This window comes from Paraburkholderia graminis C4D1M (genome assembly GCF_000172415.1).
Classification (GTDB): Bacteria; Pseudomonadota; Gammaproteobacteria; order Burkholderiales; family Burkholderiaceae; genus Paraburkholderia; species Paraburkholderia graminis.
In genome coordinates, this window is record NZ_ABLD01000006.1 from 242663 (window position 1) to 256509 (window position 13847).

General features: G+C 63.8%; 12 protein-coding genes. 7 read left to right on the top strand and 5 right to left on the bottom strand.

Translation table 11 applies throughout. The annotated features are described in order from the left end of the window. The first annotated feature begins 18 nt into the window (after positions 1 to 18). Positions 19 to 462, top strand: a complete 444-nt coding sequence (locus BGRAMDRAFT_RS13370) for a bactofilin family protein (protein WP_006049285.1) — start codon at positions 19 to 21, stop codon at positions 460 to 462. 27 nt (positions 463 to 489) lie between these two features. Here the strand turns inward: BGRAMDRAFT_RS13370 and BGRAMDRAFT_RS13375 are convergent, their stop codons facing one another. Together BGRAMDRAFT_RS13375 and BGRAMDRAFT_RS13380 are read right to left on the bottom strand one after the other, a co-directional pair. Beyond that, positions 490 to 1296, bottom strand: coding sequence for a hypothetical protein (locus BGRAMDRAFT_RS13375; protein ID WP_006049286.1), 807 nt, complete (start codon positions 1294 to 1296; stop codon positions 490 to 492). Between the two features lie 102 nt (positions 1297 to 1398). Beyond that, positions 1399 to 3477 (bottom strand): putative bifunctional diguanylate cyclase/phosphodiesterase, encoded by a 2079-nt coding sequence (locus BGRAMDRAFT_RS13380; protein WP_006049287.1) that lies wholly within the window; start codon positions 3475 to 3477, stop codon positions 1399 to 1401. A gap of 235 nt (positions 3478 to 3712) precedes the next feature. Here BGRAMDRAFT_RS13380 and BGRAMDRAFT_RS13385 point away from each other — a divergent pair, with 235 nt between their 5' ends. Beyond that, a complete protein-coding gene (locus BGRAMDRAFT_RS13385) occupies positions 3713 to 5023 on the top strand; it encodes an MFS transporter (protein ID WP_044020996.1) in 1311 nt (436 codons plus the stop codon). A 91-nt stretch (positions 5024 to 5114) separates the two neighbouring features. Here BGRAMDRAFT_RS13385 and ald read toward each other — a convergent pair whose 3' ends face one another. Next, a complete protein-coding gene (ald, locus tag BGRAMDRAFT_RS13390; RefSeq protein WP_006049289.1) occupies positions 5115 to 6233 on the bottom strand; it encodes an alanine dehydrogenase in 1119 nt (372 codons plus the stop codon). Positions 6234 to 6590: 357 nt separating this feature from the next. On the opposite strand from ald, the gene BGRAMDRAFT_RS13395 reads away from it, so the two are divergent. The 4 genes from BGRAMDRAFT_RS13395 to BGRAMDRAFT_RS13410 all read left to right on the top strand — a co-directional run bounded on the left by BGRAMDRAFT_RS13395 (position 6591) and on the right by BGRAMDRAFT_RS13410 (position 11449). After that, entirely contained in the window at positions 6591 to 6998 is a 408-nt protein-coding gene (locus tag BGRAMDRAFT_RS13395; RefSeq protein WP_006049290.1) for a rhodanese-like domain-containing protein, read from the top strand. Positions 6999 to 7049: 51 nt separating this feature from the next. Beyond that, entirely contained in the window at positions 7050 to 8012 is a 963-nt protein-coding gene (gene ftrA / locus BGRAMDRAFT_RS13400; RefSeq protein ID WP_006049291.1) for a transcriptional regulator FtrA, read from the top strand. A gap of 42 nt (positions 8013 to 8054) precedes the next feature. Further along, complete coding sequence (locus BGRAMDRAFT_RS13405) at positions 8055 to 9257, top strand: DUF2252 domain-containing protein (protein WP_006049292.1); 1203 nt, start codon at positions 8055 to 8057, stop codon at positions 9255 to 9257. Between the two features lie 494 nt (positions 9258 to 9751). Beyond that, positions 9752 to 11449, top strand: a complete 1698-nt coding sequence (locus BGRAMDRAFT_RS13410) for a SulP family inorganic anion transporter (protein ID WP_006049293.1) — start codon at positions 9752 to 9754, stop codon at positions 11447 to 11449. Positions 11450 to 11455: 6 nt separating this feature from the next. On the opposite strand, the gene BGRAMDRAFT_RS13415 is transcribed toward BGRAMDRAFT_RS13410, so the two are convergent. Beyond that, positions 11456 to 12091: a LysE family translocator gene (locus BGRAMDRAFT_RS13415; RefSeq protein WP_006049294.1), complete on the bottom strand. Its 636-nt coding sequence runs from the start codon at positions 12089 to 12091 to the stop codon at positions 11456 to 11458. Positions 12092 to 12209: 118 nt separating this feature from the next. After that, the gene (locus tag BGRAMDRAFT_RS13420) at positions 12210 to 13085 is read right to left on the bottom strand and encodes a LysR family transcriptional regulator (RefSeq protein WP_006049295.1); all 876 of its coding nucleotides are present in this window, start codon (positions 13083 to 13085) and stop codon (positions 12210 to 12212) included. 128 nt (positions 13086 to 13213) lie between these two features. Between BGRAMDRAFT_RS13420 and BGRAMDRAFT_RS13425 the strand changes: the two genes are divergently transcribed. After that, entirely contained in the window at positions 13214 to 13648 is a 435-nt protein-coding gene (locus BGRAMDRAFT_RS13425; protein ID WP_029966336.1) for a VOC family protein, read from the top strand. Positions 13649 to 13847 lie beyond the last annotated feature (199 nt).

Below are 13847 nucleotides of genomic sequence, written 5' to 3' on the forward strand. Positions count from 1 at the left end.
TTTTTTTCCGGAGTCCGTATGTTCAGCAAGAAAAAAGCCGCAGGCATTCAGCAAACCAAGCTTGCCACCCTGATTGCACACGACGTGCGCATCGTCGGCGATCTTCAGTTCACCAACGGCCTGCGTCTCGACGGCCACGTGAAGGGCAATGTCAGCGGCGAGCCCGGTGGCCAGACGCTGCTCGTGCTCAGCGACCGCGGTTCCATCGAAGGCAACGTGCATGGCTACGATGTGGTCGTCAACGGCAAGATTGTCGGCGACGTGATAGCGGATCACTTCGTCGAGTTGCAGGCCAACGCGCATGTGACGGGCAACATCTACTATCAGCAATTGCGCATGGATTGCGGCGCGTCGGTGGACGGCAAGCTCACGCGGCGCGACGGAGGCAATGCGCCGACACCGCTCACGTCGATGCTCGACGCCGGACGCGAATCGAACTCGATGGCGCTCAACGAAGCGTAATGACGTGGTGCAATGAGGTGCTGAAGTTCACACCGCGCCTGGCAGCGGGCAGCGTTGCGTGGGTTCGTCGGCGCCCGTCAGATAATCGTGAGCGGCATTCGAGCCCGTCATGCCCCGCATATTTCGCACGACGGCGAGCCGTTGACTGGCGCTGCGATCGAGCGTCGCGAGCATGTCGCGTTCGAGAATCAGCAGCTTGAACGCCAGCACCATGAGGCCGCTCGCGAGCAGCACGTCGCCCGCGAACACGACCGCGTAGACCGCCGACGTGGTCTGCGGATTGCCGAGCAGCAAAGCGAGATTCGCGCGGTCGAGCAGCACCAGCATGAGCGGCACGATGGCACTGAGCGTCGCGATAGCAGCGCCGATCGCGACGATGGTCCGCGCAAGACCGAGTTGCGGACGGCGTCGGCGGCACACCTCATAGAGCGTGGCGGCGCGATAGGGCGCAAAGAACAGCGCGAGCAGAACGGCGCGCGGCAGCATGGGCAGCTTGAGCAACAACGCCCCGCCATACAACACGCAGAATGCGCCGATCACGATAATCGCGGTGCGCCACGAAACCGGGACACCGAACAGTTTACGCGTGCCGGCCCAGAGCAGGATGCGGCTTTGCAGCGCGAGCGCCGCGGTTGCAAAGAGCAGCAGATCGGTACGCCATGTCAGATGCAACGCGAAGCATGCGGAAGCGGTCGCGAGCAGATAAAAAGCGGCGGCCCAGAAGCGGAACGCGCTCACTTGCGCGAACATCCGCGCAAGCACGGTAGCGATCAGTGCGCAGCACAGAAACGTGATTAGCCACAACGCGGTAAACGTCGCTACGTCGAATCTCATGAAGTCTCCAGCACCTGTGCAGCTTTTATTGTTTATCGTCGGATCGGGCTACGGCGGAATAACTTTTCTCGCGCATTTCACTCACATTTGACGCGTGTCGAATCAGCAGGCGTCGGCAGTCATCGTCCGTCCTCGCAGCAGATCGCCGAAGGCTTCGCCGGTCAACGGCTTGCCGAGCAGGAAGCCTTGCATTTCATCGCAGCGCATCGCCTTTAGCATGTGCATTTGCGACTCGGTTTCGACGCCTTCCGCGACCACATCCATTTCGAGCGAATGCGCAAGCGCGATGATCGCCGAAACGATCGCGCTGCCTTCCGGGCCGTGCGCGTCGAGACCGTTCGTGAAGAAGCGGTCGATCTTCAGTTGCTTCACGCGAAAACGTTGCAGATACGCGAGGCTCGAATAACCGGTGCCGAAATCGTCGATGGCGATTTCAAAGCCGCTTGCCTGGAACTCGCGAAGCATGTCGATGGTGCGGGGCGCGTCCTGCATCGCGACCGTTTCGGTGATCTCGAACATGATCTGATCGCACTTCACGCCTTCCGTCTTCACGATCTCGAGCATGGTCGGCACGAGATCGGCCTGCAATAACTGGCGCGGCGACAGATTGATGGCCACCTTGATCGGCGGCAGCCCTTGCGCGATCCAGCGCCTGATTTGCCGGCATGCCTCGCGCAATACCCAGTAGCCGATCTGCACGATCTGCCCCGAACGTTCGGCGATCGGAATAAATTCGAGCGGCGCGAGCGTGCCGAGTTGCGGATCGTGCAACCGGATCAGCGCTTCCGCGCCCGCGAGCGACTCGCTGCTGCCGTCGAATTTCGGCTGGAAATGCAGCGTGAAATGGTGTTCGGCAAGCGCGTCGCGCAACGCGTTCTGAATCTGCAGCGTGCGCATCGCCGCTTCGTTCATGCTCCGTTCGAAGAACCGATACGTGCTGCGCCCGGCGCGCTTCGCTTCGTACATCGCGGCGTCCGCGTGCTTGAGCAGCGTGTCGACGGTATCGCCGTCCTCGGGAAACAACGCGATGCCGATGCTCGGCATCACCTGCAGCGGCTGCGAATCGGTCCACGTGTCGTGCCGCATGCGTTCGAGCACGCCTTCCGCGAGCGTGGCGGCGTCGTCGCGCGACGCCAGGTTCTCGGACAGCACGACGAATTCGTCGCCGCCTAGGCGCGCGACCGTATCGCCCGCGCGCACGCAGACGAGCAGACGCTGCGCGAACGCGGACAGCACCTGATCGCCGGCTGAGTGGCCGAGCGAATCGTTGATCGTCTTGAAGCCGTCGAGATCCATGAAGAGGATCGCGAACAGCGACCGTTGACGGCGCGCCGCATAAATCGCCCGCTCGATGCGCTCGGTCAGCGTGGCGCGGTTCGGCAGGCCCGTCAGCGTGTCGAGCGTGGCGAGGCGCACGATCTGTCCGTTGAGCTTCGACAACGCGCCGACGAGGAAACTCGTGCGCGCGTCGAAGCGCGACAGCAGCAACGTGACGACGAGAATCGCGAACGTGAAAAGAATCACCGACGTCGCGAGCCACGCGGCATTCACCCCGGCCGCCGCGCCGCAGATCGCGCCCGGCGCGAAGTCGGCGGCGGCCATCGCAGCGTAGTGCATGCCGCTGATCGCAATCGCCATCACGAACGCCGCGCCGCAGCGTTTGCGCAGCACATACTGTTCGTCGTCGTTGCTGAGGGCGCGCGCCATCCACAGCGCCGCCGTGGACGCGCCGATCGCAATCGCGAGCGAGGCGGCGAACCACACGGGCCGATAGCTAATGGCGGGCGACATGCGCAACGCGGCCATGCCGCTATAGTGCATGCCGGCGATGCCGAGGCCCATGAACGCGCCGCCGCCCATCAGGCGCGCGACCGTCAGCCGCGCGCGCGTGGTCAGACAGAGCGCCAGATATGACGCGCCGATGGCGAGCGCGAGCGAATAAGCGGTCTCCGCGAAATCGTAGCCGAGCGGAATCGGTAGGGAAAACGCGAGCATGGCCACGAAGTGCATCGACCAGATGCCGACGCCGAGCGCCGCCGCGCCGCCCATACGCCAGACGTGCCGCAGCCGCGGCGACGCCAGCACGAAGATGCGGGCGGTCAGATCGAGTGCCGTGTACGACGAAAGCGTCGCCACGACAAACGACATTGCCACCAGCCAGGGATTGTATGAGCTCTGCATGTGAAGTCCAACCGCGATGGAAAAGCGGCTGAACTAGTTATCGACCATTCGGCGCGTTTATTTAATTAATTTTCAATATGTTAGCGATTGCCGCGCCCGGCCTTGCGCGTTGCGCTGCCGGGCGCCGTCGCGCGTCGATACCTAATGCCTTATCTGCGGTATGGCGGATGCCGGATGCCCGCTGCCCAGCGCTTTGCCGAATACAATGGCAGGCAACCCCACAACCGCCTCATTGATGACCGCCCCCAACCCTTCCGATCATTCCCAGCGTGCGGCGGCAGACGCTGCAACTGCATCGACTGAACGCCGCGGCACCGCGCGGCCGGTCGCGGACGCCGCTCCGCACGATTCGCGCGCTCGCAGCATCGCGCTCGCCGCGAGCCTCGCGCTGATCGCTTTTTCGCTGCGCACGCCGATCACGAGCGTCGGTCCGATACTGCTCGAAGCAGTGCGGGCGACGAACCTGTCGCGCACCGGCGCAAGCGTGCTGACCACGCTGCCGTCGCTATGCTTCGGTCTATTCGGCCCGCTTGCACCGATGCTCGTGCGGCGCCTCGGCAGCGAACGCGCGTTGCTAGCTTTGTTGATGCTGCTGACTATCGGCACCGCATTGCGTGTGGTTCCCGCATGGCAGGTGCTGTATGTCGGCCAGATCGTGGCCTGCTTTGCGATCGGCTTGATGAATGTGCTGATACCGGGCGTGGTCAAGCGCGATTTCCCGCACCACGTCGCGCTGATGACCGGCGTCTACAGCGCCGCCATGTGCGCGGGCGCCGCCGCGGCAGCCGCTACCACGGTGCCGGCGGCCAATGCCATCGCGCATCTATTCGACGGCGCGGGCGGCAACGCGTGGGCGTGGGCATTGGCGCTGTGGTCGTTGCCTGTGGCACTGGCTACGCTCGTGTGGGGCGTGAATCTGCCTGCCAAAGCCGTGCATGCGGGAAGACGCGTGCACGTCGTGCGCGGCTTGTGGCGCGATCCGCTCGCGTGGAAGGTCACGCTGTTCATGGGTTCGCAATCGTCGCTGGCGTATATCGTGTTCGGCTGGCTGCCGACGGTGCTTCGCACGCGCGGCATGAGCGCTGTCGATGCCGGGTTCATGCTCTCGCTGAGCGTCGTCACGCAGGCGGTGGCGTCGTTGCTGCTGCCGTTCCTGCTTGTGCGTCTGCGGGATCAGCGCGTGGTGAACGTGGCTGCGCTGCTGTTGACCGGCCTCGGTCTGATGGGCTGCTTCTTCGGGCCTTTCCCGATCATGTGGATGTTCGCGTTACTGCTCGGCATCGCGCAGGGCGCGTCGTTCACGCTCGCGCTGACCGTCATCGGATTGCGTTCGTACGACTCGCATGTCGCCGCGCAACTGTCGAGCATGGCGCAGGGAATCGGCTATCTGATCGCGTCATGCGGACCGTTCATCGCCGGATCGCTGTTGCATGCAACCGGCTCGCTGTATAGCCTGGCTGCGTTGTGCGCGGGCGTTTGCGTGGTGGCGGCGTGGTTCGGTTATGCAGCGGGACGGCCGGAGCATGTGAAGGTGCATGTCGAGTAAGCGGTAGATTGGGCGCGAGGGCGCGCAGCCGCGCGCTTAGCCTGCTGCCGGCGTCATGCTAAGCCGCCGGCAGCAGCCCTCAGCCGCCGCGTCACATCGTCATGACGGATTCCGGCGCTTCCCACGTGTAGTCGAGCGCTTCGGCCACTTCCTTGCACGTCACCTTGCCAAACGCGACGTTCAGGCCATTGCGCAGATGCGCGTTGTCCTGCAACGCCTTGCGCCATCCCTTGTCGGCGATCTGCAGCGCGAAAGGCAGCGTCGCGTTGTTCAGCGCGTAGGTCGAAGTGCGCGGCACACCGCCCGGCATGTTGGCGACGCAGTAGTGAACCACGTCGCCGACCATGTACGTCGGGTCCGCGTGCGTGGTCGGCCTCGCGGTCTCGCAGCAACCGCCTTGATCGATGGCCACGTCGACGATTGCGGAGCCGGGCTGCATCGCTTCAACCATCGCTTTCGTCACGAGTTTCGGCGCGGCCGCGCCGGGGATCAGCACGCCGCCGATCACGAGATCGGCTTCGAGCACATGCTTTTCGACGTTGTCCTGATTCGAAAACACCGTCATGACGCGCGCGCCGAGCAGCCGGTCGATGCGCCGCAGCGCGTCGAGATTGCGGTCGATCACGACGACCTGCGCGCCCGTTCCCACCGCGATCTGCGCCGCATTCGAGCCGACCACGCCCGCGCCCAGAATCACGATTTTCGCCGACGGCACACCCGCGACGCCGCCCAGCAGGATGCCCTTGCCGCCATGCGCACGCTCGAGGCAATACGCGCCCGCCTGGATCGACATGCGGCCGGCGACTTCCGACATCGGCGCAAGGAGCGGCAAGCCGCCGGCGGCCTGCGTGACCGTTTCATAGGCGATGCAGACGGCCTTGCTCCTGATCAGATCGGCGCATTGTTGCGGGTCGGGCGCGAGGTGCAGGTACGTGAAAAGAATCTGGCCTTCGCGAAGCATGGCGCGTTCGCCGGCTTGCGGCTCCTTCACCTTGACGATCATCTCGGCCGCGGCGAATACATCTTCCGCGCGTGGGACGATCGTCGCGCCGGCTTTTTCATAGACGGCGTCCGACGCCCCGATGCCGCTTCCCGCGCCCTGTTCGACCGTGACGGTGTGACCGTGCGCCACCATTTCGCGGACCGACGACGGCGTCAGTCCCACCCGGTATTCATGGTTCTTTATTTCCTTGGGTACGCCAACCAGCATGTCATCCTCCAGTTGCGGAACAGCCCGCTGAACGACTCGTTCGTGCACTGCGGCACGGCAACGAGCAGGTCTCTTATATATAGAAGTGGAACCCAGCATACGCTTGATCGCAAAGCGTGGCTGCCCCGAGTTTTTGTAGGAGCCGTGCACGCAATTAGATCGAGAGCCGGAGCCGCGATCAGTTCGCCAGCGATCACAGCGGAGGTTGCAAGCTGACCGGACGCGGCGCGCCCAATCGACGAACCGCGATGCAATGGCCGTGGCGTGATGTTGCCGGAAGTTGTCGATATGGCCACTGTCGCCTGATCGGCCGCGTCAGGATAATCGTCTCCATTCAAACACGCGAAGGAGCCAGACATGTCCGAAGTATCCGCCGTACCCGCTGCCGACAGCGCCGCTGCGTTCGCGCATTACAGCGCGTCGCTCGCCTTCGAAACCGATTGTGCCGATGTGCACTCGGCGATGGCACACGGCCCGAACGCCGCCGACTTCGTGTTGCTCGACGTCCGCAGTCCCGCGTTGTTCGCGCGCGGCCATGTGCCCGGCGCGGTGAATTTGCCGCACGGCAAGATCGTGGCGTCGAAGCTCGCCGGCTATCCGCCCGACACGCTCTTCGTGACCTACTGCGCGGGTCCGCATTGCAACGGCGCGACGCGTGGTGCGATGCGGCTCGCGCAGCTCGGCCGGCCGGTCAAAGTCATGATCGGCGGCGTGACCGGCTGGCTCGACGAGGGCTTCGAACTGAATGCGGCCGCGGCAGCCTGAAAGCGCGCATTGAAGCAGCCGCGTTCGCGGGCGGAGCGGTAACATCACGCCATGCACAATCATCTTGTCGTCGCGCTGGCCTATGACCGGCTTTGCACCTTCGAATTCGGCTGCGTGACCGAACTGTTCGCGCTCGAACGCCCGGAACTCGGCGTGGACTGGTATCGCTTCGCGGTGTGTGCAGCGGAGCCTGGACCCATCCGCGCGGCGGGCGGCATCACGATCGCCGCGCCATACACGCTGAGGCTATTGGATCGCGCTGACACCATCGTGATACCCGGCTGGCGTCATGTGGATGAACTGCCGCCTGAGCCGTTGCTGAAGAAGATTCGCGCCGCGCATCGCCGCGGCGCGCGCCTCTGTTCGATCTGTTCTGGCGTGTTCGTGCTGGCCGCCGCGGGCGTGCTCGACGGCAAGACCGTCACGACGCACTGGCGTTATGCCGCGAAATTGCAGGAGCGCTATCCGCATCTGCGCGTGCAGCCGGACGCGCTCTATGTCGACGAGAAGCAGATCATCACGTCGGCGGGATCGGCGGCGGGGCTCGACATGTTGCTGCATCTCGTGCGGCGCGATCATGGCAGCGCGGTCGCGAACCGGGTCGCGCAGCGGCTCGTGGTCGCGCCGCATCGTGAGGGCGGCCAGGCGCAGTTCGTGCCGCGCCCGGTGCCGCACGACGAAAGCGGACGCCTCACGCGGCTGATGGACTGGGTGCGCGGTCATCCCGCGTTGCCGCACACGCTGCGCTCGCTCGCCGAACGCGCGGCGATGAGTCCGCGCACGCTGCAACGCCAGTTTCATGACGCGACGGGGATGGCCCCGTACGAATGGCTGGTGCGCGAGCGCGTGGCCATCGCGCGTGAGTTGCTCGAAGCGCAGGGCGCGCTGCCGATGGCGCGCGTCGCGGAACTCGCCGGCTTCGGTTCCGAGGAATCGCTGCGCCGGCATTTCAGGCGCATCGCGCTCACGAGTCCCGGAGCGTATCGTAAGAAGTTCGGCGCGCCGACGGCGTAGCTTGATGAGGACCACGCGCCACGCCGCTTGCAAGGAAACCAGATGATCGACATTGCAGAGACTATCGCGCGCTTTAACGCCGGGCGCGATCCCGAACGGCTGGCCATGAAATACAAGGCGATGTGTGCTTCGCCTTTCGTGTTTTTGCGCGGCACATGTCATCTGTTTTATGAGCGCCTGCCGCAACAGGCGTTACTCGACGATGCGCCGCCCGTCTGGATTTGCGGCGACATGCACCTCGAAAATTTCGGCAGCTACAAAGCGGATAACCGCCTCGTCTATTTCGACAACAACGACTTTGACGAAGCGTGCCTCGCGCCGAATCTGTACGAACTCGTGCGTTTGCTGACGAGCGTGCTGGTCGGCGCGGCCGACCTCAAGCTGAGCCGCGCGCAGGCGCTCGCGCTGTGTCATACGGCCGTGCACGCATATGGCGCGGCGCTCGCGCTCGGCAAGGCGCGCTGGGTCGAACGCGAGACATCGTCCGGCATGGTGCGCGATCTGTTCGATGGATTGGCGAGCCGCACGCGCGCCGCGCATCTGGACCGCCGCACGACGCTCAAGGGCAAGACGCGCACGCTCAAGGTGGACGGCAAGAAAGCGCTGCCCGTGAGCGATGAGCGACGTGCCGCAATCACGCAGTTCATGCTGCAGTTCGCTGCGGGCGAGACCGATCCGGGCTTTTATCGCGTGCTCGACGTTGCACGCCGGATCGCGGGTACAGGAAGCCTCGGCGTGGACCGTTATGTGATTCTCGTCGAAGGCAAGGGCTCGCCGGACGGCAACTATCTGATCGACCTGAAAGAAGCGCTGCCTTCTTCAGTCGTACCGCATATGCGCACGCCGCAGCCCGCATGGCGAAGCGAGGCGGAGCGCGTCGTCGAGATTCAGCGGCGCAATCAGGCGGTGTCGCAGGCGTTTCTGCACGCGGTCGATTTCAATCGGCGCTCGTACGTGCTGCGCAGTTTGCAGCCTTCGGAAGACCGCGTCGCGTTGAAGGACTGGGACGGCAAACTGCCGAGGCTGGAGGGCGTCGTCGTCAGCATGGCGGAACTGAGCGCATGGGCGCATTTGCGCAGCGGCGGGCGGCAGAAGTCGTCAATCGCGGATGAGTTGATCGCGTTCGGCAATCGCACCGACTGGCAGGCGCCGTTGATCGAACTCGCGACGCAATGCGCGGCGCAAGTCGCGGCGGACTGGAAAGCGTATTGCGAGGCTTACGATCGCGGCGCGTTCAAAGGGTAGTGCGGCGGAAACGTTTGCGGTTTCAAACAAAGGCTTGCACGCCGATCAGCTCATCCGACGTTCATCGGTTTTACGCCCTCTTTCAGGGCCTAAAAAGCGCCGCTACCTGACAATGGTGTAATAGTCGGCAACAGTGATTTGCTGTTTTCCCTCATTTAATTCACCGGCTTATCGCGTAGACTTGTACTAACAAAAAATGGTTACGGGGTGCGAGATGTTGGCCGTTTTCTTCATCGCCTGTCCAATCTGCATTGCGGCGCTTTTCGGTTTCGCGCGGCATGTCGATCCGCGGACAGGTCACTTCAAGCGTTGATTTTCAACGCCGCGGGTTCGAGCAAAGCCGGCAAGTGAGTTCCGTTGCCGGCCGGGTGAGCCATTAGCTGTTTTCTACTAGCTATTAGCATTAGCCGTTGGCAATTTGTCCACGGGCCTTGCTTTCCAGTGCCGGGTCGCGGCACGATGCGCGATAACCTGGCTCTGGGGCGGCATCGCGTATGCGAGATTTTCTGGCGAAGTGGACGGCGCGCGCGGGCGTGCTCAAGGGCGTGCTTCCATTGAACCGCGCGGCGGCGATGCGCGATACGCTCGCGGGCGTCCAGCTTGCGTCGATGGATATTCCTCAAGTGCTCGGCTATGCGCGCATTGCCGGCATGCCTGCCGTTACCGGGCTTTACACCGTCTTTCTGCCGCTTATCGCGTTCGCGTTCTTCGGCGCGTCGCGGCAACTCGTCGTCGCCGCCGATTCCGCTACCGCCACCATCTTCGCAAGCCGCCTCGCGAGCATGGCGCCCGTTTCGAGCGCGGAATACGCGTCGCTTGCCGCGATGGTCGCATTGCTGACCGCTGCGCTCCTGTTCGTCGCGCGCATTTTCCGGCTCGGCTTTCTCGCCGATTTCCTGTCGCGCACGGTGCTGGTCGGCTTTTTGGCGGGCGTCGGCGTGCAAGTCGGCATTGCGATGCTGGGCGATATGCTCGGCTTGCCCGGTCACGCGTCGCGCAGCGTGGATCAACTGCTTCTCGTCGTGCGCGAGTGGGCGCAACTGAACAGGCCGACGCTGGCCGTTTCGGTGCTGGTCGTCGCGTCCGTGCTGTTTTTCAAACGCGTGCGGCCGCGCGTGCCGATGCCGTTGATCGCCGTCGTCGGGGGAATCGTCGCGAGCGATGTGTACGGTTTCGCCGCGCACGGCATCGCGGTGCTCGGCCCGGTCGCGGGCGGGCTGCCGCCGCTTCGCATGCCGTCCGTGACATGGCAACAGGCGCTCGATCTGGTGCCGGTCGCCGCCTCGTGCTTCGTGATGATCGTCGCGCAAAGCGCGGCGGCGAGCCGCGTGTTTGCCGAGCGGCACCATCAGGTGGCGGACACCAACGCGGATCTGTTGGGCATCGCGGCGGCCAACGCAGCCGCAGCATTTTCAGGCGCGTTCGTCGTGAACGGCAGCCCGACGCAGACGGCGATGGCCGATCGCGCCGGCACACGCAGCCAGTTTGCGCAGATCGTGTTCGCCGCGGTGGTCGTCGTGGTGCTGCTGTTTTTCAGCCGGTTTTTGCAGTATTTGCCGCGCTGCATTCTCGCCAGCATCGTATTCACGATCGCCGTCGGACTCGTGGATCTCAAGACGCTGTTTGCGATTCGCCGCGAAAGTCCGGGCGAATTCGCGCTCGCGGTGTTCACGGCTGCGGCCGTCGTGCTGATCGGCGTCGAGCACGGCATTCTGATTGCGGTCGCCGTGTCGCTGCTGCGGCACGTGCGCCACAGCTACCGTCCGCATACGATGATTCTCGAGCCCGGCGACGACGGCATGTGGGTGCCGGTTCCCGCCGTTCCCGGCAGACACACCGCGCCGGGGCTGATCGTTTATCGCTTCGGCGCCGACCTGTTCTATGCGAACGACCACTTTTTCGTCGACGATACGCGACGCCTGATCGACCATGCGCCGACGAAGGTGCGCTGGTTCGTGATCGATGCAAGCGCAATTACCGACCTCGATTATTCGGCGGCGCGCTCGGTCGGCGAGCTATGCACTGCGTTAAAGCGTAGCGGCATCCACGTGATTTTTGCGCGCGTGAACCGCTATTTGCGCTCCGACATGGATCGGCACGGCATCACGCCGATCGTCGACGCAAGCTGCATTTTCGGCACCTTGCATGAAGCGCTGCGCGCGGCAGGCGTTGAAGAGCCCGCCGACAAATAACGCGGCTTAGCTTTTCGACGTCAGCAGTTTGAAGCCTGCAATGCCAAACATGATCGCGAGCGAGCCGTCGAGCCAGCGCCGGATCGCCAGATACACGCGCCGCGCGGATGCCGTCGAAAACAGCAGCGCATAGCTGCTGAACACCGACACGCCGATAGCCATGCAGCCGAGCACGACCGGCGCGGTATGCGCGCCGCCCGCCGGCGACATCGCGAGCGAAACGATCGACATCCACACGAGAATCGCTTTCGGATTGGTGAGATGCAGCAACAGGCCGCGCAGATAGAGCCGCTTGAGCGGTTCGTTCTGTCGCGCGTCGCCAGCGGGCAACGCGGCGGGCGCCAACGCGGAGCGCGCCGACTTGAAGCCGAGCCAAAGCAGATAGACGCCGCCCGCAATCTTGATCGCGACGAGGCATTCCGAATACGTGGCGAGCAGCGCCGACAAACCGAGCGACGCCAGCAGCGCCCAGAAGAACGATCCGGACACCACGCCGAGCGCAAACGTGAGCGCCGAACGGCGGCCCGCGCTCATCGCAAGCGACATGATCGCGAGATTGCTCGGACCAGGGCTTGCGGTGCCGACGAAGTACGCGCTGTAGGCGATCAGGACATCGGCGGTGAGGAAAGCGGTGGGCGTCATCAGTTAAGACTCGCGGGCGGCCAGAGGAATCACGATTTTGCGCGCTGCTGCATCGACCGCACAGATACAGTTGATGAAGCGCTGATCGGCACAATTGCGCGCGAGCCGCGCGCGGTTGTTATCCTTGCGCCGCATTCCCGATGCAATCGGCGAGTGCATCCGCCACCGCTTGCCGGCTATGCCGCGGACGCTGCACGAGCCCGATCTCGCGATGAAACGTCGCGTCTTCGAGCGACAACGCGGCGACGCCCGCAGGCCACTTGCCGAGGCCCGCCGTGTCGGGAATCAGCGCGATGCCGATGCCGCGCGCGACCATCTGCGCGATCGCCTGCAACTCGTCCAGTTCGAGCACGTCGTGCACGTTCAGCCGCGAACGCCGCAGAAAACGGTCGACGAGCCGCCCGCCGAACGAACTGCGGTCGTAGCGGATAAACGGCTCGCTCTTGAGCAGTTCGCGCCACCCGCGCTTGCCGCGCGCGAGCGCTTTGGGCACGAGCAGCACGAACGGCTCGGTGACGAGCGTGCGCCATTCGAGTTCCGAAGGCAGCGCAAACGGCGGCTTGATGATGACGGCGAGATCGAGTTCGCCCGAGTCCACCTGTCCGAGCAGATTCAGCGATACGCCAGGCACGACACGAATGCGCCAGCCCGGACGGTCGTCGCGAAAACGCGCGAGCGCGTCCGCGAGAAACGACACTTGCGCCGATGCAATCGCGCCCACGCGCAGCATGCCGCTCTCGGCCGCAACCGCGCCGCGTTCGGAAAGCCGCGCATAGAGCGCGATGATTTCCTCGGCGAGCGTGAGCGTTTCCCGGCCGGCGTCGTTGAGTATCGCGGAGCGGCCCGTGCGGTCGAACAGAGCAAACCCGAGTTCCTCTTCGAGCCGCTGCATCTGCGCGCTGACAGCCGACTGCGTGAGCCCGATCCGCGCGCCCGCAGCGGAAAACGTGCCGTACTGGCTAACGGCAATCAAGGTTCTAAGTTCTGCAAGCATGTTTCGACTGATCGATTCCGGTGATGGTCAGCTCAAATATATATCGTTTCCGATCACTTTTGCTTGTGGTTAAACTTGACGAGTCAATCTCCATCGTCCATCGCATCATCTACAGCGAGTTCCACATCATGAGCGTTACGCACACCACCTTGCCGCCGTTCCATCTCGCGTTTCCCGTCCATAGCATCGCCGCCGCGCGCGAGTTCTATGGCGAATTGCTGGGTTGCCCCGAAGGCCGCAGCTCGGATCAATGGGTCGATTTCAATTTCTACGGGCACCAGATCGTCGCGCATCTCGCGCCGGAAGAAGCGGGACATCGCCAGACCAGCAAGGTCGACGGCGACGCGGTGCCGGTGCGTCACTTCGGCGCCGTGCTTTCGATGGAGCAATGGCAGGCCGCCGCGGACAAGCTGCAAGCGGCGGGCATCGACTTCATCATCGAACCGCATGTGCGCTTCAAGGGCGAAGTCGGCGAACAGGCCACGATGTTCTTCCTCGATCCGTCGGGCAATGCGCTCGAATTCAAGGCGTTCGCCGATATGTCGTCGCTGTTCGCCAAGTAGAGCAAGCAGAGCGCGCGAGTGAAAACATGAAGAGCGCGTAGGCAAACTGAAATAAAAGTGCGGCCCGATTTTCCAAAAGGGCCGCCCGTCAACGCTTTTTCCTTACGATAAGCTTCCTGACAATTCCGCCATTTTGGCGCCATGCAGGTGTTGGTCCAGGCGATCTAGCATAGCGCCAGTTCGCCCACCTCCCGCTGCT

Excerpts from the sequence above, each read along its gene's own strand:
- BGRAMDRAFT_RS13370 (WP_006049285.1), top strand. The coding sequence starts at position 19 with ATGTTCAGCAAGAAAAAAGCCGCAGGCATTCAGCAAACCAAGCTTGCC.
- BGRAMDRAFT_RS13375 (WP_006049286.1), bottom strand. The coding sequence starts at position 1,296 with ATGAGATTCGACGTAGCGACGTTTACCGCGTTGTGGCTAATCACGTTT.
- BGRAMDRAFT_RS13380 (WP_006049287.1), bottom strand. The coding sequence starts at position 3,477 with ATGCAGAGCTCATACAATCCCTGGCTGGTGGCAATGTCGTTTGTCGTG.
- BGRAMDRAFT_RS13385 (WP_044020996.1), top strand. The coding sequence starts at position 3,713 with ATGACCGCCCCCAACCCTTCCGATCATTCCCAGCGTGCGGCGGCAGAC.
- ald (WP_006049289.1), bottom strand. The coding sequence starts at position 6,233 with ATGCTGGTTGGCGTACCCAAGGAAATAAAGAACCATGAATACCGGGTG.
- BGRAMDRAFT_RS13395 (WP_006049290.1), top strand. The coding sequence starts at position 6,591 with ATGTCCGAAGTATCCGCCGTACCCGCTGCCGACAGCGCCGCTGCGTTC.
- ftrA (WP_006049291.1), top strand. The coding sequence starts at position 7,050 with ATGCACAATCATCTTGTCGTCGCGCTGGCCTATGACCGGCTTTGCACC.
- BGRAMDRAFT_RS13405 (WP_006049292.1), top strand. The coding sequence starts at position 8,055 with ATGATCGACATTGCAGAGACTATCGCGCGCTTTAACGCCGGGCGCGAT.
- BGRAMDRAFT_RS13410 (WP_006049293.1), top strand. The coding sequence starts at position 9,752 with ATGCGAGATTTTCTGGCGAAGTGGACGGCGCGCGCGGGCGTGCTCAAG.
- BGRAMDRAFT_RS13415 (WP_006049294.1), bottom strand. The coding sequence starts at position 12,091 with ATGACGCCCACCGCTTTCCTCACCGCCGATGTCCTGATCGCCTACAGC.
- BGRAMDRAFT_RS13420 (WP_006049295.1), bottom strand. The coding sequence starts at position 13,085 with ATGCTTGCAGAACTTAGAACCTTGATTGCCGTTAGCCAGTACGGCACG.
- BGRAMDRAFT_RS13425 (WP_029966336.1), top strand. The coding sequence starts at position 13,214 with ATGAGCGTTACGCACACCACCTTGCCGCCGTTCCATCTCGCGTTTCCC.